Raw genomic sequence first — 16,966 nt, 5'->3', positions numbered from 1 at the left:
CTTATTTCTTCTTGCCGGCAATGGCCTTTGCGGGGCCTTTGCGGGTACGGGCGTTGGTGTGCGTGCGCTGGCCGCGGACCGGCAGGCCCTTGCGGTGACGCAGGCCGCGGTAGCAGCCCAGGTCCATCAGACGCTTGATGTTCATCGTGACTTCGCGGCGCAGGTCGCCTTCGACAGTCAGGTTCGCGTCGATGTATTCGCGGATCGCCAGAACTTCAGCGTCGGTCAGCTGGTTCACGCGGCGCGCGTTGTCGATCTTCAACGCTTCGCAAATGGTCTGGGCGGTCTTCGGGCCGATCCCGGTGATATAGGTGAGCGCGATCGGAACCCGTTTCGCGGTCGGAATGTTGACGCCAGCAATACGTGCCAAACGTGTCGTCCTTCTTTGGTTGCGGTTCCGTAACGCCAGAACCTTTTTTCACAACACCGCACGGGCAATTAACCCGGCGATACGAACTTCCAATATGGAAGACCCGCAAGGCGATTCCACCGCGGGACGCCGTGCATTAGGGGCTTTTCCAGGGGCCGTCAAGGCCGCGAGAGCGGTTTTTCAGGCTTTGTCAAGAACCTTGGCGATAGCCTCGGCAACGGCCTCCACCTCAGCCAGGCCATCCACGGCGGAAAGCTGCCCCTTGGCGTAGTAATAGCCGATCAGGGGCGAGGTCTTCTTGTAGTATTCCATCAGCCGCGTCTTGAGGGTTTCCGCGTTGTCGTCGGCCCGCCGCTTCATGTTGGTCGAGCCGCAGACGTCGCACACCCCCGCCACCTTGGTCGGGTGCGTCACGTCATGGTAGACCGAGCCGCAGTTGCCGCAGGTGTAGCGTCCGGTCACCCGCGCGACCAGCGCCGCATCGTCGACCTGCATCTCGATCACGGCGTCCAGCGTCTGCCCGGTGCGCGACAGAAGCTCGCCCAACGCGTCGGCCTGCTTCAGCGTGCGCGGGAAGCCGTCGAAGATGAAGCCGCCCTTGGCGCCGTCGTTCATCTTGGCCTCGATCAGGCCGATGACGATCTCGTCGGTGACCAACTCGCCCCGGGCCATGATGCCTTCGACGCGGCGGCCCAGCTCGGTGCCTTTGGCGATGGCCTCTTTCAGCATGTCGCCGGTCGAGAGCTGAACCATGCCGCGCGCCTCTTCCAGACGTTTGGCCTGCGTTCCCTTACCCGCGCCGGGCGGGCCAAGAAGGATGATGTTCGTCATCTGGGTCAGCGCCGCGCTGGGGCCTTGGGAGCACCCGGCTTCTTCTTGCCACGCAGCTGCGACTTCTCGATCAGGGCTTCGTACTGGTGCGCCAGGAGATGCGACTGAACCTGCTGGATCGTGTCCATCGTGACCGAGACCACGATCAGCACCGAGGTGCCGCCGAAGTAGAAGGGGATGCCCAGCTCGGCGATCAGCACTTCGGGCAGCAGGCAGACAGCCGCCAGATAGGCCGAGCCAAGGACAAGGATACGTGTGACCACATATTCCAGATACTCCTCGGTCTTCTTGCCGGGACGGATGCCGGGAACCGACGCGTTCTGGTTCTTCAGGTTCTCGGCCACTTCATCCACCTTGAACGAGACGTTCAACGTGTAGAAATAGGCGAAGAACACGATCATCACGGCCAGAAACAACAGGTGCAGCGGCTGGCCGTACCCCAGGTTCGCGGCAAGCCACGACAGGACCGGGTTGGTTGATCCGCCCGAGAAGGTGCTGACCGTGGTCGGCAGCAGCAGGATCGAGGACGCGAAGATCGCCGGGATCACGCCCGCCGGGTTGACCTTGATCGGCAGGTGCGACGAGCCGCCCTCGTAGACCTTCATCCCGACCTGACGGCGCGGATACAGGATCGAGATCTTGCGCAGCGCCCGCTCCATGAAGACGACGAAGGTAATCACGCCGATCACCATGACGATGATCCCCAGGATCACCGGCGTCGACAGCGCGCCAGAGCGCCCCTGGGCGAAGAACTGCGCGATGGCTGCCGGGATTTCAGCGACGATACCGACGAAGATGATCAGGGAAATGCCGTTGCCGATGCCGCGCGCGGTGATCTGCTCGCCCAGCCACATCAGGAACATCGTGCCGCCGACCAGCGTGATGACGCAGGAGGCGATGAAGAACGCGCCGGGATTGTGCGCCAGTCCGCCGGTCTGGATCGACATCGCGATTCCGTAACCTTGCAGGATCGCCAGCGCCACGGTGCCGTAGCGGGTGTACTGGTTCAGCTTCTTGCGGCCCTGCTCGCCTTCTTTCTTCAGCTGCTGCCAGGGACCATACATGGTTCCCAGAAGCTGCACGATGATCGACGCCGAGATGTAGGGCATGATCCCCAGGGCAAAGATCCCCATCCGGGACAAGGCGCCACCGGTGAAGAGGTTCAGCATGCCGCCGACACCCTGCGTCACCTGGGCCATCGTGTCCCGCAGCGCCTCGCCATCGATCCCGGGGACCGGGATATAGGTGCCAAGCCGGTAGACGATCAGAAGGCCGATCGTGAAGAAGATGCGTTGGCGCAGGTCGGTCGCCTTGCCGAGCATGCCCCAGCTGAGGTTAGCCGCCATTTGCTCTGCAGCAGATGCCATGTCAGGTCTCTTTCAAGCCAAGCGCCGCCGGACCGTTCTCCGGTTCGGCGGCGCGGGAAAACTTGGTTTGATGTAAGCGACCTGATGGCCGCTCACAATCCCTAATTGGTCGCCGTCGCGCCCGGGAGCCTTATTCAGCCGCAGCCGCGACCGGAGCCAGGAGCGTGACCTTGCCACCAGCTTTCTCGATCGCTTCGACTGCCGAGGCCGAGGCACCGGTGACGGTCAGGTTGATCTTGGACGTCAGCACGCCCTTGGCCAGCACGCGGATGCCGTCATGCTTGGCCTTCGTCACGCCCGCCGCGACCAGCGCGTCTTCGGTGATCTCGGCCTTCACGTCCAGCTTGCCAGCGGCGATGAACTTCTCGATCAGGCCGAGGTTCACGACGGCGAATTCCAGGCGGTTCGGCTTGGTGAAGCCGCGCTTCGGCAGGCGGCGATAGAGCGGCATCTGGCCGCCTTCGTAGCCACCGAGGGCAACGCCCGAGCGGGACTTCTGACCCTTGATACCACGGCCAGCGGTCTTGCCCTTGCCCGAGCCCGGGCCGCGAGCAACGCGCTTTTTCTTCTTGGCCGCGCCTTCGTTGTCGGCGAGTTCATGCAGTTTCATTTCGCTTCTCCTTGCCGGATGCGCCCCCGAAGCGAGAACGGGACGCCCACGGCTTTTCTTGATTCTCATGGCCACGATCAGCCACCGGGGGGCGATACAGCACGCGACCCTGAAAAGCAAGGCCGAGGCTGTCCACGGTAGACAGCCTCGGCTTATTAAATGATTACAACGGTTTAGGAATTTCCGTTAGGGTGGTGTTAACCTATTGCAGAGTCGGGCTGAAGCCCGACCTACGAGGGTTGCGGCCAGACGAAACTGGGCTGCAGGCCCGAGTAGACCGGACGGCCGTCGGTCGGAGCCGCATAGCCCTTCGTTTCGTCCCAGAAGGCGTGGTAGGTGGCCTTGGGGAACTTGGCGTCGTCGTAGCCCATGACGTTCGGCACAGCCACGCGGATGCGGCCCTGCTTGTCGTCAAGCATCAGCGCGGCCCCGCATTCCTTGCAGACGCAGATCTCCAGCGGGCCGCTCGGGTTGTCCTTGTTGAAGGGGACGCGGTTCATCAACTCGGGGTGATCGACTTGAATGTCGCCGTGGTTGAAGAAGGCGACATGCGTGGTCTGCTGGCCGGTCACGCCCTTGCAGACGTTGCAGTGGCATTCGTGGTTGTCGATCGGCTCGGCGGTGGCAGTCACGTGGACGTGTTGGCAGCCCCCGGCATACTGCGTGGTCATGGGTGGTTCCTCCCTCTGCGCGGCCCCCTTGCCCCCTCCCGGGGCTGGTTGAGTCGCAGCCGCAGCCTAGCACCCCGAGGATGACGTCAGGGAAGCTTTTCCAACCTTCGGGAGACGGTCCTCGCCACCGCTTTTTCCCAGGAACAGTCCGCCAGCTTACCTTGTTCTACCGTCATGCCCGTCGGATTGCACTGGCGGGTAAGCAATGGAGAGCAAGTCATGGCGAACAACCAGAACCAGTCAGGTGGACAGTCGGGTGGCCAATCGGGCAACAAGTCCGCAGGTCAGTCGGGTGGCCAGTCGTCCCGCAGCGATGTGGGCCAAGGTGACGTCAAGAATCCGGACACCGACGGCCGCCTGAAGGAAAACGGTGGCGGGCAGCAGGGTCAGGGCGAAGTCCAGGACCCGGAAACGGACGGCCGCCTGAAGGAGAACGGCGGCGGGGAGCGGAACCGCGGCCAAAGCGGTGGCCAAAGTGGTGGTCAGGGCGGTGGCCAGGGCGGGGGTCAGCGCGGTGGCCAGGGCGGCCGCAGCGGAAGCTGATGCTGCGCCGATAAAATGCGAAACGCCCCGCCGTGAACCGGCGGGGCGTCTTGATTTCCAGAGACGGTGGGCGGATCGCCCACCCTACCCTTGCGCGAAGCTTAGCCGCGCTCTTCCACGATCACGACCAGGTGGCTGATCGAGTTCACCATGCCGCGGACGGAAGGGGTATCTTCCAGCTCGCGGGTGCGGTTCATCTTGTTCAGGCCGAGGCCCTTCAGGGTAGCGGTCTGCACGGCCGGACGGCGGGCGGCCGAGCGGATCTGCTTCACGACGATGGTCTTTTTCGCCGCATCGGTGGGTTTCTTCGCCATGATCAGGCCTCCACGGTTTCAGCGGCAGCCGCTTCGGTTTCCGGCTTGCGCAGGATCTCGGCGACCTTCTTGCCACGACGCGCGGCAACCGAACGGGGCGAGGCTTCGTGCTTCAGCCCGTCAATGGTGGCGCGGATCATGTTGTAGGGGTTCGCGGAACCGATCGATTTGGCGACGATGTCCTGGATCCCCAGCATTTCGAAGACGGCACGCATCGGGCCACCGGCAATAATGCCGGTACCTGCGACGGCGGTCCGCATCACGACTTTCCCGGCGCCGTGGCGGCCTTCCATGTCGTGGTGCAGCGTCCGGCTGTCTTTCAAGGCGACGCGGATCATCGAGCGCTTGGCCTGTTCGGTCGCCTTGCGGATCGCTTCCGGCACTTCCTTGGCCTTGCCCTTGCCGAAGCCGACGCGACCACGCTGGTCACCGACAACGACGAGTGCGGCAAAGCCGAAGCGCTTGCCACCCTTGACGGTTTTCGAGACGCGGTTGATCGCGACCAGACGGTCGGCGAATTCCGGGGTTTCTTCCGGGCGGTTGTCGCGGCGATCATTGCCACGGCCTTCTCGGCGGTTGTCACGTTCTGCCATATGGCAATTCCTTCGTGGTGGCGCGCATCGGCGCCGTTAGGACCAATCCTGGTGTCACCCGCGGACGGGGACCCGGATCATCGGGGCGGCCTTGCAGCCGCCCGCTTGATCAGAACTTCAGACCGCCTTCGCGGGCTGCGTCGGCAAGCGCCTTGATCTTGCCGTGGAACAGGAAGCCGCCACGGTCGAAATAGCACTCTTCGACCCCGGCCTTCTTGGCCCGCTCCGCAATCGCGGCGCCCACTTTCGCGGAAGCCTCGACGTTGTTCTTGCCGACCACGCCGAGATCTTTCTCGAGCGTGGAGGCTGCCGCAATCGTCACACCCTTCGCATCGTCGATCAGCTGGACGCTGATGTTCTTCGACGAACGGTGCACGCTGAGGCGCAGACGACCATGCGAGGTCGCCTTGATCTTGTTCCGGACGCGCAGGCGGCGCTTGAGGAACAGCTCTCTCTTGTTCAAAGCCATTTTGCCACCCTTACTTCTTCTTGCCTTCCTTGCGGAAGATATACTCATCCTTGTAGCGGATGCCCTTGCCCTTGTAGGGCTCGGGCGCGCGCCATTCGCGGATGTTCGCTGCCACCTGGCCGACCAGCTGCTGGTCGATGCCTTCCACGGTGATTTCGGTCTGCTTCGGGACGGTGATGGTCACCCCCTTCGGCACGTCGAAGTTCACTTCGTGGGAATAGCCCAGCGACAGTTTCAGGACGTTGCCAGCCATCGCGGCGCGATAGCCGACGCCCTGGATTTCCAGGTCCTGCTTGAAGCCTTCCGAGACGCCGGTCACCAGGTTCGCAACCATCGAGCGGGTCATGCCCCACTGCTGGCGCGCACGCTTGGACAGACCGCGCGGGGTGACCTTCACGGCATCACCTTCGATGGTGAGCGTGATGTCGTCGCCTGCGGTGAAGCTGCGGGTCCCTTTCGGGCCCTTCACTTCGATGGTCTGGCCGCTGATCGAGGCCGAGGTGCCCTTGACGAGCGTGACGGGTTTCTTGCCGATACGAGACATTTCACCCCTCCCTTAGAACACGGTGCAAAGCACTTCGCCGCCAACATTGGCCGCGCGTGCATTTGCATCAGTGAGAACGCCCTTGGGCGTGGAGACGATGGCGACGCCAAGGCCGTTGCGGACCGAGGGAAGCTCGCTCACACCCATGTACACGCGACGGCCGGGCTTCGAGACACGCTTCACTTCGCGGATCACGGGCTCGCCTTCGTAGTACTTCAGGCTGATGGTGAATTCGCCCTGGCCGTTGGCCGTGTCTGCCTTTTCATAGCCACGGATGTAGCCTTCGGACAGAAGCACGTCGAGCACGCGGGCGCGCAGGGTCGATGCGGGGGTCACGACAGTGGACTTGCCGCGCATCTGTGCGTTGCGGATACGCGTGAGCATATCGCCGAGAGGATCGTTCATAGACATCGTCTTTCCTCCCTTACCAGCTGGACTTGACCATGCCGGGGATCTGGCCGAACGAGGCGAGATCACGCAGCATGATGCGGCTGAGTTTGAGCTTGCGGTAATACGCATGCGGACGGCCGGTCAGCTGGCAGCGGTTGTGCAGCCGGACAGCGGACGAGTTGCGGGGCAGCTCGGCCAGTTTCAGCGTCGCCTTGAAGCGCTCGTCCACCGGTTTCGCCTGGTCGTTGATCACCGCCTTCAGCGCGGCGCGCTTGGAAGCATGCTGCTTCACAAGTTTTGCGCGCTTCACTTCGCGGTTCACCATGGATTTCTTTGCCATATCTTGGTTCCTCGCGCTTACGACGTGAAGGGCATGTTGAAATGCTTCAACAGCGCCTTGGCTTCGGTGTCGTTCTTCGCGTTCGTGCAAATGATGATGTCCATCCCCAGAACCTCGTCGACCTTGTCGAAGTTGATTTCGGGGAACACGATGTGCTCTTTCAGGCCCATGGCATAGTTGCCGCGACCGTCAAAGCTCGACCCTTTCACGCCACGGAAGTCGCGGACGCGCGGAAGCGCGACGTTGATCAGGCGGTCGAGGAATTCGTACATCTTGTCGCCGCGCAAGGTGACCTTGCAACCCAGCGGCATCTCTTCACGGACGCGGAAGCCGGCGATCGACTTCTTGGCCTTGGTGATGACAGCCTTCTGACCGGCGATCTGGGACAGTTCCTCGGCGGCCTGCTTGACCTTCTTGGTGTCCTTGACCGCCTCGCCGACGCCCATGTTCAGGACGATCTTGTCCAGACGCGGGATCATCATGTCGTTCTTGTAGGCGAACTCTTCTTTCATCGCGGCGCGGATCTTGCCTTTGTATTCGGCTTTCAGGCGCGGCGTGTAGGTGGCTTGATCCAGCATCAGATCACCTCCCCGGTGGTCTTGGCGTAGCGGACCTTCTTGTCGCCTTCCATGCGGAAGCCGACGCGGGTTGCCTTGCCGTTCTTGTCGACGATCGAAAGGTTCGACAGATCGATCGGCATTGCCTTCGGAACGCGGCCGCCCTGCGACGCTGCCGACTGCTTGGTGTGGCGGATGGCCACGTTCACGCCGTCGACGATGGCCTTGTTCTCGGACGGCATGACGGCGGAAATCTCGCCCTTCTTGCCCTTGTCCTTGCCGGTGAGCACGACGACCGTGTCACCCTTCTTGAGTTTCGCAGCCATCAGAGCACCTCCGGAGCCAGCGAGATGATCTTCATGAAGTTCTTGGCACGCAGCTCGCGCACGACCGGCCCGAAGATACGGGTGCCGACCGGTTCGCCCTGGTTGTTCAGGATGACGGCGGCGTTGCGGTCGAAACGGATGGTGGTGCCGTCTTCACGGCGAACTTCCTTGGCGGTGCGAACGACTACGGCTTTACGCACGTCCCCCTTCTTCACGCGGCCTTTGGGAATCGCTTCCTTGACCGACACCACGATGATGTCGCCGACGGAAGCATAACGGCGGTGCGAGCCGCCAAGAACCTTGATGCACTGAACTCGGCGAGCGCCGGAGTTGTCAGCCACATCCAGATTCGTCTGCATCTGGATCATTTGAAAGTCTCCCGACCTTCAGGGGATACCCCTGGGGTTTCGTTCGGAACCGAAGTGATTACGCCGAAGCGTCGATCACCACAGTCCAGCGTTTCGTTTTCGAAATCGGCGCGCATTCTTCAATGCGCACGGTGTCGCCGACCTTGAACTTGTTCTCCGCATCGTGAGCGCGGTATTTCTTCGACTTACGCACGGTCTTCTGCAGCAGCGGGTGCTTGAAGCGGCGTTCGACAGAGACGGTGATCGTCTGCTCGTTCTTGTCCGAGGTGACGGTGCCCGTCAGGATACGTTTCGGCATTGGTTTTCCCCTTACTTCGCAGCGTCAGCGGCTTTTTGCACAAGAACCGTCTTGATGCGGGCGACGTCACGACGGACGGCACGCATGCGGGCGGTGTTCTCAAGCTGGTTGGTCGCCTGCTGGAAGCGCAGGTTGAACGCTTCTTTCTTCAGCTGAACCAGGCTGTCGCGCAGCTGGTCCGGCGTTTTCGACTTCAGTTCTTCGGCTTTCATGCCGCTTCCTTTTCCACAATCGCCAGACGGCCCCTTTTGAGGTTACCGTTGATCTGGCGGATCAATGACAAACCAACGAATCCGGAGGTCCGGAATCGCTGGATGGCGTCGTATAGGGGGGAAGGGCGTGGGGGGCAAGGGGGAAGTTGGGGGGCTCAGGCCTTGTTGGCTAGCGTGTCACTGATCTCGGCAGCGATACCAAAGCCCACACCAACCAAAATGCCCAAAGGCGAGCTTTCTGCCAATCCCAAGAAGAGGGGGTCCCAGTTCGAAATACTGCCACCAAAGGCAGCTACTTGGAAAGCCACATAGGCAATTATGCTCGGCACAAAGAGCAACCAGGCGATCACAAAACCAGCCTTAGTAAAGAACAATTCCATACTCCCTATAGTGCGGCCAAGCGGCCTACCCCAACTTTTCCGCAATCCACATCTTGATCAGCGACTGTCGCGTGACGCCGAGCCGCCCGGCCTCCTTGTCGAGGTCGCGCACCATCCAGGCCGGGAAGTCCACGTTCACCCGGCGGGGCTCCTGATTGGGACGGCGGGCCTTGGACCAGTCGACATAGGCACTGACATCCTCGCCGTTGTCGAACATTTCGTCCAACTCAGCCGCCGTGATGGGTTTAGGTTCGTTCATTGCCGTTACCTGCGTGTCGTCACCGCAAGCATAGGGCGAAACTGTAGGGTGCGCTACAGCGCACCGTCGGATGGTGCGCTGTAGCGCACCCTACGATACGCGCCTTACGCCCACCCATAGTTGAAGCTAACAGAGATCCGCTCTTCCTCGGACATGTTCATCGGGACTTCGTGGCGGAGCCAGCTTTCCCACAGAAGAACCTCGCCCACCGCCGGTTTGACGTAGACGAAGCGCTGCAGCTCTTGCGGCGCGGTTTTCAAGGGGACGGGGGCCAGCATCATCATGGCCAAGCGGGGGTCCTCCAGCTTCAGCGCCGAGGTCCCCTCCGGCATCGCGACATAGGTCGTGCCCGAGATCACCGAATGCGGGTGGATGTGGCTGGCGTGGGTGCCGCCCTCGGGCAGGATGTTGATCCAGAGCGAATTGCACTTCAGCTTCTTGTCGCCAAGGTCGAAGCCGAGCTCCTTGCAGAAGGCCGCAACGTGCTTGTCCAGCGCCTTTTCCAGATCGCCGAAGATCGGCATCCGCCAGGGCAGGTCATCCAAGGAGGCATAGGAGGTGTAACCGGGATAGCCGTTCGCCTCGCACCACTCCTGCCCGGCCTCGTCATCCTCGGCCACCATATCGCAGGTCTGGCGGAGTTCGGCGTAGTCGACCTTCTTCTTGGCTAGATCATTGAGACCGGCGCGGTAAAGGCGAGTGACGAAAAGGGAGGTGATGTCGGGCATGGAAGACTTCCTTGGGGTTGCCGCCGTCCTAGGCAGTTGCGGGCGCGCGATCAAGTCCTGCGAAAGCCCGCGGCAGGGGCAAAACCGTCATGCACCTTGGCCGTCAGGCTGGACCCCGTCAGCCAGGTGCGGATTTCAGGGGTAAGGGGGCCAAGGAACGTCACATCCTCCAGCGCGGCGACAGTGTGAAGAGCCTTCATTTCCGGCCAACCCATGGAAATGTCATGATGGCCGATCCAGGCCTGCGGGGTTGCATAGTCGATAACGGCCCGCGCGGTTCCGTCGGCCTCATTGACCCAGAACCGATAGGACAGAAGACCACGCTCCCCTTCGCGCTCGACCCGATTTGCCAGGGCGGTGATGGCAAAGGTGAACGCCTCGGCGCTGGCCTTGAGGCGATAGAGGTTCAGGACCGTCAGGTGCGGTGCATCCATCGCAGGGCCTCCAAAAGCAAAAGACCCCCGCCGTTTCCAGCGGGGGCCGATTGTAGGGTGGGCAATCTGCCCACGTCCCTTACCAGTCTTCCTTCGCGACGATGCGCGTGGTGACCGGAAGTTTCATCGCGCCCAGACGCAGGGCCTCACGCGCGATTTCGTCGTTCACGCCGTCGATCTCGAACATGATCCGGCCGGGTTTGACCTTGGCCGCCCAGTAGTCCGTGGACCCCTTGCCCTTACCCATACGAACTTCGACGGGCTTGGCCGAGACCGGGACGTCCGGGAAAATCCGGATCCAGACCCGGCCCTGACGCTTCATGTGGCGGGTGATCGCGCGGCGGGCCGCTTCGATCTGCCGCGCGGTGACACGCTCGGGCTCGGTCGCCTTCAGGGCGTAGGAGCCGAAGTTGATCAGGAACCCACCCTTGGCTTCGCCATGGATGCGACCCTTGTGCATCTTGCGGAACTTTGTGCGCTTTGGTTGCAGCATCTACGTTACTCCTTAGGCGCGTTCGCGGTCGCGGCGCGGACCACGGGGGGCCGGGCCGTCAGCCGCTTCGGCAAGACGACGATCATGGGCCTGCGGATCATGCTCAAGGATTTCGCCTTTGAAGATCCAGACCTTCACACCAATGATCCCATAGGGGGTCGTGGCTTCCGACAGCGCATAGTCGATGTCGGCACGAAGGGTGTGCAAGGGCACGCGGCCTTCGCGGTACCATTCGGTCCGGGCGATTTCGGCGCCGCCAAGACGGCCGGCGACGTTCACACGGATGCCAAGCGCACCCATCCGCATCGCGTTCTGCACGCCACGCTTCATGGCGCGACGGAAGGAGACGCGACGTTCCATCTGCTGGGCGATCGACTCGGCCACCAGTTGGGCGTCAAGCTCGGGCTTGCGAACCTCGACGATGTTCAGGTGCAGTTCGGACTTGGTGAACACGGTCAGCTTCTTGCGAAGCGTCTCGATGTCCGCGCCCTTCTTGCCGATGATGACGCCCGGACGTGCGGTGTGAATGGTCACACGGCACTTCTTGTGCGGGCGTTCAATTATCACGCGGCTGATGCCGGCCTGCTTGAGGTCCTTGTGGATGAACTCGCGCATGCGGAGGTCTTCCAGCAGGAGGTTGCCGTAGTCTTTCGACTCTGCAAACCAGCGGCTGTCCCAGGTACGGTTGACCTGGAGGCGCATACCGATCGGATTGACCTTCTGACCCATTATGCGGACTCCCCGGCTTGACGGACCTTGATGGTGATTTCAGAGAACGGCTTCATGATCTTGCCGAAGCGACCCCGGGCCCGCGGACGGCCCCGCTTCATCACCAGGTTCTTGCCGACCCATGCTTCCGCCACGATCAGGCTGTCCACGTCGAGGTTGTGGTTGTTTTCCGCGTTGGCAATCGCCGACTGCAGGCACTTCTTCACGTCACCGGCGATGCGGCGCTTGGAGAAGGTCAGGTCCGCAAGGGCCTTGTCCACCTTCTTGCCGCGGATCATGCCCGCAACAAGGTTGAGCTTCTGCGGCGAGGTGCGCAGCATGCGCAGGATCGCCATCGCTTCGTTGTCCGCCACGCGGCGGGGGTTCTTTTCCGCACCCATGGCTTATTTCCTTTTCGCTTTTTTGTCGGCTGCGTGACCGTAGTAGGTCCGCGTCGGCGAGTATTCACCGAACTTCTGGCCGATCATGTCTTCGGTCACGTTGACCGGGACGTGCTTCTTGCCGTTGTAGACCCCGAAGGTCAGACCAACGAACTGCGGCAGGATGGTGGACCGACGCGACCAGATCTTGATCACTTCGGACTTGCCACCGGCCTTGGCCTTTTCGGCCTTCTTCAGGACGTAGCCGTCGACGAACGGGCCTTTCCAGATGGAACGTGCCATGGATTAACGCCCTTTCTTCTTGGCGTGGCGCGAGCGGACGATCAGGCTGTCAGAAGCCTTCGGCTTGCGCGTCTTGTTGCCCTTGGTGCCTTTGCCCCACGGGGTAACCGGGTGACGACCGCCCGAGGTACGGCCTTCGCCGCCGCCATGCGGGTGGTCGATCGGGTTCATTGCAACGCCGCGGACCGTCGGGCGGATGCCCTTGTGGCGCATACGTCCGGCTTTACCGAAGTTCTGGTTCGAGTTGTCGGGGTTCGACACGGCACCGATGGTGGCCATGCATTCCTGACGGACCATCCGCAGCTCGCCCGAGGACAGGCGGATCTGCGCGTACGACCCATCACGGCCGACGAACTGGGCATAGGTCCCAGCCGCACGGGCCAGCTGGCCGCCCTTGCCGGGCTTCAGCTCGACGTTGTGGACGATTGCGCCGATCGGCATGCCCGAGAAGGGCATCGCGTTGCCGGGCTTCACGTCGGTCTTCGCGCCAGCGATGACGCTGTCACCCACGGCCAGGCGCTGCGGCGCCAGGATGTAGGCCAGTTCACCGTCCTGATACTTGATCAGCGCGATGAAGGCGGTGCGGTTCGGGTCATATTCGATCCGCTCGACGACCGCCGGGATATCATACTTGCGACGCTTGAAATCGACCACCCGGTAGAGACGCTTTGCGCCCCCGCCCTGGTGAAACATCGTGATACGTCCGGTGTTGTTCCGGCCGCCAGTACGGTTCAAACCCTCGGTGAGGTGCTTGACCGGGCGGCCTTTCCACAGCTCCGAACGGTCGATCAGAACCAACCCACGTTGGCCAGGCGTCGTCGGCTTATACGACTTGAGTGCCATGTTCTCTGTCTTCCGTTTGCTTGCACGGGTGTTGCCACCCGGCGGTGAAGGGCTCCGAAGATCCCCGATTTAGTGTCCTTTCCTCTTGCGGCAGCAGCGGGAACGAACAAACCAAGAGCCCCGGACGAATCCGGGGCTTCTGGCGTGGCGCGGGAGTAGCAGAGGGTGGTGGGGGCGGCAAGGGGGGGGAGGAGCGATTTTTGCCGACGCTTGCTTGGCGCTTTGCGGGGGGTGGCAGGAATGCCAGGCACTTTTTGAATCTAACTGGGTTGATCCGAAATTATTTAACTTAACAATGGGACATCACTTTCACTCATCGGACTAAGCAACAGGGGTGTTCATCCGTGCCCGTCGACCCTCATCAGTACAAGCCGTGGATGATGTACGAGAAGTCGGGTTCCGATATGGTTTTCAACACCCACCCTGACGAAGCGGATTGCAGCTTCGTTGAAATAGTCGATCTGCCCGCCTTCCTGGACGTGCACCGCGACCAGTCCCTTTGGCTGGCCTGCATTTCTGGCCTCAACCCCGACGGCGACATCGCTGCAATTGCAGCTTTTCACAAATGGATGGTTTCTCAGCCGGATTGCGACAACGTAGTTGCTTCGGCTGTGTGGGGATGGTGGGGCGGGCATCGCTCCTGCGGGCTGCCGTCAACGTATGGGGGTCCAATAGATGAGGGGTTGGTGGTCGCCAAATTCACAGCAGAGCGCGCTCGAAATCGACCTTTCAGCACAGGGGCCCTTTCCGATCCGTGGCCGCCGGGTACTAGAGCGGATCTTCTCGCGAAAGCACAAGCTGAGGCAAAGAAGCTTGGACCGACAACGGAGCCAATGGCGCCGATACCCGAGGAAATGCTGAGGTATGTGCCAGTAGGCGGAACCCCGCGGGAGGGTTATGCCGTCGAGGAGACAGGCCTTTTGGTGCTTCGTATCCCTTCAAACAAATGGGTCGCGAGTGTCAGACGACTGTTTGTAAGATAATCTGGAATAAGAAAGCCCCCGCGCGCCGCGCAGGGGCTCTCTCATTTCACTCAAGCCTAAGGCTCAAAGACCAGTTGTCACGTCGATCGTCTGACCGTCTTCCAGCATGACATAGGCCTTCGTCCGCCCTGCTTGCCTGATACCAAAGCTTGGTATATCCTGCCGCATGGAGGTGCCCCATGCCCCGAAACACGTCTGTCGCGCTCGGAGATCACTTTGTGGACTTCATCGACGGCCAGGTACAATCTGGCCGCTACAACTCGGCCAGCGATGTCGTGCGGGCGGGACTTCGGCTTCTAGAGGAACATGAAGCCAAGGTCAGGACCCTGCGCGATGCCTTGGTGGCGGGAGAATGCTCCGGCCCGTCGCAGCCTCTGGATTTTGAGGGTCTGAAGGCCGCGAAGCGCGCTGGGTTCAGCCGGAAAGACACGTGAAACTGACCTTCTCGCCATCCGCAGTCGCGGATATCGGCGCGATCTGGGACTACACCGCCGAGATCTGGGGTATGGATCAGGCCGACCGCTACGTTGATGACATCCGCAGTGCCTGTCTCGCCTTGGCGGATGGAGAAAGGGCGGGCCGCAGGGTCGATGTGCGGGACGGGTACCTGAAATACCCGGTTGGGCGGCACCTGATCTTCTTTCGCCAGGACAGGCCGGGGATCGTTGTCATCCGGGTGCTGCACCAAAGCATGGATGTCGAACGGCATCTTTAGGGCCGTCGGAAAAGGCAAAAGCCCCCGCCTTCCGGCAGGGGCTCTCTCTTTTCACTCAAGCCTAAGGCTCAGAGGCCGGTCGTCACGTCGATCGTCTGACCGGCTTCCAGCATGACATAGGCCTTCTTCTTGTCCGAACGCTCGCCTGCGCGACCGCGGAAACGCTTGGCTTTGCCCTTGGTGATGGTGGTGTTCACCGCCTTCACCTTCACACCAAAGATCGCCTCGACGGCTTCCTTGATCTGCGGCTTGGTCGAGTCCATAGCGACCTGGAAGACCACGGCACCCGCCTCCGAGGCCATGGTGGCCTTTTCGGTGATGATCGGCTTCTTGATCAGGTCGTAGTGCTCCGGCTTGATGGCCGCAGCGGTTTTCGGTGCTTTGCTCATTTCAGGCGAGCCTCCAGGGCTTCGATACCGGCCTTGGTGATGACCAGGGTATCACGCTTCAGGATGTCGTAGACGTTGGCACCCATGGTGGGCAGAACGTCGACGCCGTCCAGGTTGCGGGCGGCCAGAGCGAAGTTGGCGTCAACGGTCGCGCCGTCGATCACCAGAACGCGCTTCCAGCCGAGTTCCGACTTCATCTTGGCCAGGTTGGCGGTCTTGGCTTCGGCCAGCGTGGCCGCGTCCAGGATCACCAGCTCACCCGCCTTGGCCTTGGCCGACAGAGCGTGCCGCAGCCCGAGGGCACGGAACTTCTTCGGCAGGTCATGGGCGTGGGACCGCGGCTGCGGGCCCTTGGTGACGCCACCGTGACGGAAGATCGGGGCCTTCTTGGAACCGTGGCGAGCGCCGCCGGTGCCCTTCTGGCGATAGATCTTCTTGGTCGAGTACGAAACCTCGGCCCGGGTCAGCGTCGAGTGGGTGCCGGCCTGGGATTTCGCCCGCTGCCAGCGCACCACGCGGTGCAGGATGTCTGCGCGCGGCTCAAGGCCGAACAGCGCTTCGTCCAGATCGATGGAACCGGCTTTGCCGCCGTCCAGTTTGATCACATCAAGTTTCATGCTTCACCCCCTTCGGCGGCAACTTCTGCAGCCGGAGCTTGAGCGGACCGGATCGCGGCCGGACGCGGTGCGTCCTTGGCTTCCGGCTTCTTCACGGCGTCCTTGACGGTAACCCAGCCGCCACGCGATCCGGGGACAGCGCCCTTGATCATGATCAGGCCGCGGTCGGCGTCGGTGCGGACGACCTGCAGATTCTGCGTGGTCACGCGGACAGCGCCCATGTGGCCGGCCATCTTCTTGCCCTTGAACACCTTGCCGGGGTCCTGGCACTGGCCGGTCGAGCCGTGCGAACGGTGCGAAACCGACACACCGTGCGAGGCGCGAAGGCCGCCGAAGTTGTGACGCTTCATCGCACCGGCAAAGCCTTTACCGATCGAGGTGCCCGCCACGTCGACGAACTGACCTGCAAGGTAGTGGTCGGCGGTGATTTCGGCACCCACGTCGATCAGGCAATCCGGGGTGACCCGGAATTCCGCGATCTTGCGCTTCGGGGCCACGTTCGCCTTGGCGAAGTGACCGCGCTGCGCGGCGGTGGTCCGCTTGGCCTTGGCAACGCCAGCGCCGAGTTGGACGGCGGTATAGCCATCCTTGTCAGCGGTGCGCTGTGCCACGACCTGAAGGCTGTCCAGCTGCAGAACCGTCACCGGAACCTGCTTGCCATCTGCCAGGAACAGCCGGGTCATGCCCAGCTTCTTTGCAATAACGCCAGAGCGCATCTGTCATGCCCTCCTTAAACTTTGATCTCGACGTCCACGCCGGCAGCGAGGTCGAGCTTCATCAGCGCGTCCACGGTCTGCGGGGTGGGGTCGACGATGTCGAGAAGACGCTTGTGCGTGCGGATTTCCCACTGGTCGCGCGACTTCTTGTCGATGTGCGGACCACGGAGAACCGTGAATTTCTCGATCTTGTTCGGCAGCGGGATCGGCCCGCG

Annotated in this window: 33 protein-coding genes; 4 read left to right on the top strand and 29 right to left on the bottom strand. The window is 62.0% G+C overall.

The genetic code is table 11. From position 1 onward, the window contains the following. Position 1: 1 nt before the first annotated feature. The 5 genes from rpsM to U1E69_RS03270 all read right to left on the bottom strand — a co-directional run bounded on the left by rpsM (position 2) and on the right by U1E69_RS03270 (position 3,849). Positions 2 to 370, bottom strand: a complete 369-nt coding sequence (rpsM, locus tag U1E69_RS03290) for a 30S ribosomal protein S13 (protein WP_322242844.1) — start codon at positions 368 to 370, stop codon at positions 2 to 4. Positions 371 to 550: 180 nt separating this feature from the next. Then, the gene (locus tag U1E69_RS03285) at positions 551 to 1,201 is read right to left on the bottom strand and encodes an adenylate kinase (RefSeq protein WP_322242843.1); all 651 of its coding nucleotides are present in this window, start codon (positions 1,199 to 1,201) and stop codon (positions 551 to 553) included. A gap of 5 nt (positions 1,202 to 1,206) precedes the next feature. After that, positions 1,207 to 2,568, bottom strand: coding sequence for a preprotein translocase subunit SecY (gene secY / locus U1E69_RS03280; RefSeq protein ID WP_322242841.1), 1,362 nt, complete (start codon positions 2,566 to 2,568; stop codon positions 1,207 to 1,209). A 130-nt stretch (positions 2,569 to 2,698) separates the two neighbouring features. Next, the gene (gene rplO / locus U1E69_RS03275; RefSeq protein ID WP_322242839.1) at positions 2,699 to 3,178 is read right to left on the bottom strand and encodes a 50S ribosomal protein L15; all 480 of its coding nucleotides are present in this window, start codon (positions 3,176 to 3,178) and stop codon (positions 2,699 to 2,701) included. A gap of 230 nt (positions 3,179 to 3,408) precedes the next feature. After that, positions 3,409 to 3,849, bottom strand: coding sequence for a GFA family protein (locus U1E69_RS03270; RefSeq protein ID WP_322242837.1), 441 nt, complete (start codon positions 3,847 to 3,849; stop codon positions 3,409 to 3,411). A gap of 219 nt (positions 3,850 to 4,068) precedes the next feature. On the opposite strand from U1E69_RS03270, the gene U1E69_RS03265 reads away from it, so the two are divergent. Further along, positions 4,069 to 4,392, top strand: a complete 324-nt coding sequence (locus U1E69_RS03265) for a hypothetical protein (RefSeq protein WP_322242834.1) — start codon at positions 4,069 to 4,071, stop codon at positions 4,390 to 4,392. Between the two features lie 101 nt (positions 4,393 to 4,493). Here the strand turns inward: U1E69_RS03265 and rpmD are convergent, their stop codons facing one another. From rpmD to rplB, 20 genes are all read right to left on the bottom strand, one after another. Then, complete coding sequence (gene rpmD, locus U1E69_RS03260) at positions 4,494 to 4,706, bottom strand: 50S ribosomal protein L30 (protein WP_322242832.1); 213 nt, start codon at positions 4,704 to 4,706, stop codon at positions 4,494 to 4,496. A gap of 2 nt (positions 4,707 to 4,708) precedes the next feature. After that, positions 4,709 to 5,299, bottom strand: coding sequence for a 30S ribosomal protein S5 (gene rpsE, locus U1E69_RS03255; RefSeq protein ID WP_322242831.1), 591 nt, complete (start codon positions 5,297 to 5,299; stop codon positions 4,709 to 4,711). 109 nt (positions 5,300 to 5,408) lie between these two features. Beyond that, on the bottom strand, positions 5,409 to 5,768 hold the full coding sequence (gene rplR / locus U1E69_RS03250; protein WP_322242830.1) for a 50S ribosomal protein L18: 360 nt from the start codon (positions 5,766 to 5,768) through the stop codon (positions 5,409 to 5,411). Positions 5,769 to 5,778: 10 nt separating this feature from the next. Then, entirely contained in the window at positions 5,779 to 6,312 is a 534-nt protein-coding gene (rplF, locus tag U1E69_RS03245; RefSeq protein WP_322242828.1) for a 50S ribosomal protein L6, read from the bottom strand. A gap of 12 nt (positions 6,313 to 6,324) precedes the next feature. Next, complete coding sequence (gene rpsH, locus U1E69_RS03240) at positions 6,325 to 6,723, bottom strand: 30S ribosomal protein S8 (RefSeq protein ID WP_305542909.1); 399 nt, start codon at positions 6,721 to 6,723, stop codon at positions 6,325 to 6,327. 13 nt (positions 6,724 to 6,736) lie between these two features. Further along, the gene (rpsN, locus tag U1E69_RS03235; RefSeq protein ID WP_295077076.1) at positions 6,737 to 7,042 is read right to left on the bottom strand and encodes a 30S ribosomal protein S14; all 306 of its coding nucleotides are present in this window, start codon (positions 7,040 to 7,042) and stop codon (positions 6,737 to 6,739) included. A gap of 17 nt (positions 7,043 to 7,059) precedes the next feature. Then, entirely contained in the window at positions 7,060 to 7,620 is a 561-nt protein-coding gene (gene rplE, locus U1E69_RS03230; RefSeq protein ID WP_322242825.1) for a 50S ribosomal protein L5, read from the bottom strand. After that, positions 7,620 to 7,925 carry a 50S ribosomal protein L24 gene (gene rplX / locus U1E69_RS03225; RefSeq protein WP_322242823.1) on the bottom strand — a complete coding sequence of 102 codons (306 nt, stop codon included), beginning with the start codon at positions 7,923 to 7,925 and terminating at the stop codon, positions 7,620 to 7,622. The genes rplE and rplX overlap by 1 nt, the downstream gene beginning before the upstream one ends. After that, positions 7,925 to 8,293: a 50S ribosomal protein L14 gene (rplN, locus tag U1E69_RS03220; RefSeq protein ID WP_091302592.1), complete on the bottom strand. Its 369-nt coding sequence runs from the start codon at positions 8,291 to 8,293 to the stop codon at positions 7,925 to 7,927. Before rplN ends, rplX begins: the two co-directional genes overlap by 1 nt. Positions 8,294 to 8,351: 58 nt before the next feature. Further along, positions 8,352 to 8,591 carry a 30S ribosomal protein S17 gene (gene rpsQ, locus U1E69_RS03215; protein ID WP_322242816.1) on the bottom strand — a complete coding sequence of 80 codons (240 nt, stop codon included), beginning with the start codon at positions 8,589 to 8,591 and terminating at the stop codon, positions 8,352 to 8,354. 11 nt (positions 8,592 to 8,602) lie between these two features. Continuing rightward, positions 8,603 to 8,803 (bottom strand): 50S ribosomal protein L29, encoded by a 201-nt coding sequence (rpmC, locus tag U1E69_RS03210; RefSeq protein WP_322242815.1) that lies wholly within the window; start codon positions 8,801 to 8,803, stop codon positions 8,603 to 8,605. Positions 8,804 to 8,958: 155 nt separating this feature from the next. After that, entirely contained in the window at positions 8,959 to 9,183 is a 225-nt protein-coding gene (locus U1E69_RS03205) for a hypothetical protein (RefSeq protein ID WP_322242813.1), read from the bottom strand. Between the two features lie 25 nt (positions 9,184 to 9,208). Then, the gene (gene brnA / locus U1E69_RS03200) at positions 9,209 to 9,442 is read right to left on the bottom strand and encodes a type II toxin-antitoxin system BrnA family antitoxin (protein ID WP_322242810.1); all 234 of its coding nucleotides are present in this window, start codon (positions 9,440 to 9,442) and stop codon (positions 9,209 to 9,211) included. Positions 9,443 to 9,546: 104 nt separating this feature from the next. Next, complete coding sequence (locus U1E69_RS03195; protein WP_322242809.1) at positions 9,547 to 10,170, bottom strand: TIGR02466 family protein; 624 nt, start codon at positions 10,168 to 10,170, stop codon at positions 9,547 to 9,549. A 50-nt stretch (positions 10,171 to 10,220) separates the two neighbouring features. Then, positions 10,221 to 10,604: a hypothetical protein gene (locus U1E69_RS03190; protein ID WP_322242807.1), complete on the bottom strand. Its 384-nt coding sequence runs from the start codon at positions 10,602 to 10,604 to the stop codon at positions 10,221 to 10,223. Between the two features lie 79 nt (positions 10,605 to 10,683). Beyond that, positions 10,684 to 11,097 (bottom strand): 50S ribosomal protein L16, encoded by a 414-nt coding sequence (gene rplP, locus U1E69_RS03185; RefSeq protein WP_103259186.1) that lies wholly within the window; start codon positions 11,095 to 11,097, stop codon positions 10,684 to 10,686. A gap of 12 nt (positions 11,098 to 11,109) precedes the next feature. After that, on the bottom strand, positions 11,110 to 11,826 hold the full coding sequence (rpsC, locus tag U1E69_RS03180) for a 30S ribosomal protein S3 (RefSeq protein WP_295077095.1): 717 nt from the start codon (positions 11,824 to 11,826) through the stop codon (positions 11,110 to 11,112). Continuing rightward, entirely contained in the window at positions 11,826 to 12,206 is a 381-nt protein-coding gene (rplV, locus tag U1E69_RS03175; protein ID WP_295015129.1) for a 50S ribosomal protein L22, read from the bottom strand. Before rplV ends, rpsC begins: the two co-directional genes overlap by 1 nt. Before the next feature lie 3 nt (positions 12,207 to 12,209). Then, positions 12,210 to 12,488, bottom strand: a complete 279-nt coding sequence (gene rpsS, locus U1E69_RS03170) for a 30S ribosomal protein S19 (RefSeq protein WP_322242803.1) — start codon at positions 12,486 to 12,488, stop codon at positions 12,210 to 12,212. Between the two features lie 3 nt (positions 12,489 to 12,491). After that, positions 12,492 to 13,331: a 50S ribosomal protein L2 gene (gene rplB / locus U1E69_RS03165; protein WP_322242802.1), complete on the bottom strand. Its 840-nt coding sequence runs from the start codon at positions 13,329 to 13,331 to the stop codon at positions 12,492 to 12,494. A 380-nt stretch (positions 13,332 to 13,711) separates the two neighbouring features. Here rplB and U1E69_RS03160 point away from each other — a divergent pair, with 380 nt between their 5' ends. The 3 genes from U1E69_RS03160 (at position 13,712) to U1E69_RS03150 (ending at position 15,029) form a co-directional block, all read left to right on the top strand. Beyond that, the gene (locus U1E69_RS03160; RefSeq protein WP_322242800.1) at positions 13,712 to 14,314 is read left to right on the top strand and encodes a hypothetical protein; all 603 of its coding nucleotides are present in this window, start codon (positions 13,712 to 13,714) and stop codon (positions 14,312 to 14,314) included. Positions 14,315 to 14,493: 179 nt separating this feature from the next. After that, on the top strand, positions 14,494 to 14,748 hold the full coding sequence (locus tag U1E69_RS03155) for a type II toxin-antitoxin system ParD family antitoxin (RefSeq protein ID WP_322242798.1): 255 nt from the start codon (positions 14,494 to 14,496) through the stop codon (positions 14,746 to 14,748). After that, on the top strand, positions 14,745 to 15,029 hold the full coding sequence (locus U1E69_RS03150; RefSeq protein ID WP_322242797.1) for a type II toxin-antitoxin system RelE/ParE family toxin: 285 nt from the start codon (positions 14,745 to 14,747) through the stop codon (positions 15,027 to 15,029). Before U1E69_RS03155 ends, U1E69_RS03150 begins: the two co-directional genes overlap by 4 nt. Before the next feature lie 68 nt (positions 15,030 to 15,097). Here the strand turns inward: U1E69_RS03150 and U1E69_RS03145 are convergent, their stop codons facing one another. The 4 genes from U1E69_RS03145 to rpsJ form a co-directional block, all read right to left on the bottom strand. Continuing rightward, entirely contained in the window at positions 15,098 to 15,418 is a 321-nt protein-coding gene (locus U1E69_RS03145; protein WP_322242794.1) for a 50S ribosomal protein L23, read from the bottom strand. After that, complete coding sequence (gene rplD, locus U1E69_RS03140; protein ID WP_322242792.1) at positions 15,415 to 16,035, bottom strand: 50S ribosomal protein L4; 621 nt, start codon at positions 16,033 to 16,035, stop codon at positions 15,415 to 15,417. The genes U1E69_RS03145 and rplD overlap by 4 nt, the downstream gene beginning before the upstream one ends. Next, positions 16,032 to 16,751, bottom strand: a complete 720-nt coding sequence (gene rplC, locus U1E69_RS03135; RefSeq protein WP_322242790.1) for a 50S ribosomal protein L3 — start codon at positions 16,749 to 16,751, stop codon at positions 16,032 to 16,034. Before rplC ends, rplD begins: the two co-directional genes overlap by 4 nt. Before the next feature lie 14 nt (positions 16,752 to 16,765). Next, positions 16,766 to 16,966: 30S ribosomal protein S10 (gene rpsJ, locus U1E69_RS03130; RefSeq protein WP_322242788.1), on the bottom strand; the 201-nt coding region annotated here is incomplete at its 5' end.

Origin of the sequence: Tabrizicola sp. (assembly GCF_034366665.1) — a bacterium.
Classification (GTDB): domain Bacteria; phylum Pseudomonadota; class Alphaproteobacteria; order Rhodobacterales; family Rhodobacteraceae; genus Tabrizicola.
This window is presented reverse-complemented; position numbering and strand designations above follow the sequence as displayed.

Bases quoted from the DNA above. Each gene is read 5' to 3' on its own strand.
- U1E69_RS03285 (WP_322242843.1), bottom strand. From the start codon at position 1,201: ATGACGAACATCATCCTTCTTGGCCCGCCCGGCGCGGGTAAGGGAACG.
- secY (WP_322242841.1), bottom strand. From the start codon at position 2,568: ATGGCATCTGCTGCAGAGCAAATGGCGGCTAACCTCAGCTGGGGCATG.
- rplO (WP_322242839.1), bottom strand. From the start codon at position 3,178: ATGAAACTGCATGAACTCGCCGACAACGAAGGCGCGGCCAAGAAGAAA.
- U1E69_RS03270 (WP_322242837.1), bottom strand. From the start codon at position 3,849: ATGACCACGCAGTATGCCGGGGGCTGCCAACACGTCCACGTGACTGCC.
- U1E69_RS03265 (WP_322242834.1), top strand. From the start codon at position 4,069: ATGGCGAACAACCAGAACCAGTCAGGTGGACAGTCGGGTGGCCAATCG.
- rpmD (WP_322242832.1), bottom strand. From the start codon at position 4,706: ATGGCGAAGAAACCCACCGATGCGGCGAAAAAGACCATCGTCGTGAAG.
- rpsE (WP_322242831.1), bottom strand. From the start codon at position 5,299: ATGGCAGAACGTGACAACCGCCGAGAAGGCCGTGGCAATGATCGCCGC.
- rplR (WP_322242830.1), bottom strand. From the start codon at position 5,768: ATGGCTTTGAACAAGAGAGAGCTGTTCCTCAAGCGCCGCCTGCGCGTC.
- rplF (WP_322242828.1), bottom strand. From the start codon at position 6,312: ATGTCTCGTATCGGCAAGAAACCCGTCACGCTCGTCAAGGGCACCTCG.
- rpsH (WP_305542909.1), bottom strand. From the start codon at position 6,723: ATGTCTATGAACGATCCTCTCGGCGATATGCTCACGCGTATCCGCAAC.
- rpsN (WP_295077076.1), bottom strand. From the start codon at position 7,042: ATGGCAAAGAAATCCATGGTGAACCGCGAAGTGAAGCGCGCAAAACTT.
- rplE (WP_322242825.1), bottom strand. From the start codon at position 7,620: ATGCTGGATCAAGCCACCTACACGCCGCGCCTGAAAGCCGAATACAAA.
- rplX (WP_322242823.1), bottom strand. From the start codon at position 7,925: ATGGCTGCGAAACTCAAGAAGGGTGACACGGTCGTCGTGCTCACCGGC.
- rplN (WP_091302592.1), bottom strand. From the start codon at position 8,293: ATGATCCAGATGCAGACGAATCTGGATGTGGCTGACAACTCCGGCGCT.
- rpsQ (WP_322242816.1), bottom strand. From the start codon at position 8,591: ATGCCGAAACGTATCCTGACGGGCACCGTCACCTCGGACAAGAACGAG.
- rpmC (WP_322242815.1), bottom strand. From the start codon at position 8,803: ATGAAAGCCGAAGAACTGAAGTCGAAAACGCCGGACCAGCTGCGCGAC.
- U1E69_RS03205 (WP_322242813.1), bottom strand. From the start codon at position 9,183: ATGGAATTGTTCTTTACTAAGGCTGGTTTTGTGATCGCCTGGTTGCTC.
- brnA (WP_322242810.1), bottom strand. From the start codon at position 9,442: ATGAACGAACCTAAACCCATCACGGCGGCTGAGTTGGACGAAATGTTC.
- U1E69_RS03195 (WP_322242809.1), bottom strand. From the start codon at position 10,170: ATGCCCGACATCACCTCCCTTTTCGTCACTCGCCTTTACCGCGCCGGT.
- U1E69_RS03190 (WP_322242807.1), bottom strand. From the start codon at position 10,604: ATGGATGCACCGCACCTGACGGTCCTGAACCTCTATCGCCTCAAGGCC.
- rplP (WP_103259186.1), bottom strand. From the start codon at position 11,097: ATGCTGCAACCAAAGCGCACAAAGTTCCGCAAGATGCACAAGGGTCGC.
- rpsC (WP_295077095.1), bottom strand. From the start codon at position 11,826: ATGGGTCAGAAGGTCAATCCGATCGGTATGCGCCTCCAGGTCAACCGT.
- rplV (WP_295015129.1), bottom strand. From the start codon at position 12,206: ATGGGTGCGGAAAAGAACCCCCGCCGCGTGGCGGACAACGAAGCGATG.
- rpsS (WP_322242803.1), bottom strand. From the start codon at position 12,488: ATGGCACGTTCCATCTGGAAAGGCCCGTTCGTCGACGGCTACGTCCTG.
- rplB (WP_322242802.1), bottom strand. From the start codon at position 13,331: ATGGCACTCAAGTCGTATAAGCCGACGACGCCTGGCCAACGTGGGTTG.
- U1E69_RS03160 (WP_322242800.1), top strand. From the start codon at position 13,712: ATGTACGAGAAGTCGGGTTCCGATATGGTTTTCAACACCCACCCTGAC.
- U1E69_RS03155 (WP_322242798.1), top strand. From the start codon at position 14,494: ATGCCCCGAAACACGTCTGTCGCGCTCGGAGATCACTTTGTGGACTTC.
- U1E69_RS03145 (WP_322242794.1), bottom strand. From the start codon at position 15,418: ATGAGCAAAGCACCGAAAACCGCTGCGGCCATCAAGCCGGAGCACTAC.
- rplD (WP_322242792.1), bottom strand. From the start codon at position 16,035: ATGAAACTTGATGTGATCAAACTGGACGGCGGCAAAGCCGGTTCCATC.
- rplC (WP_322242790.1), bottom strand. From the start codon at position 16,751: ATGCGCTCTGGCGTTATTGCAAAGAAGCTGGGCATGACCCGGCTGTTC.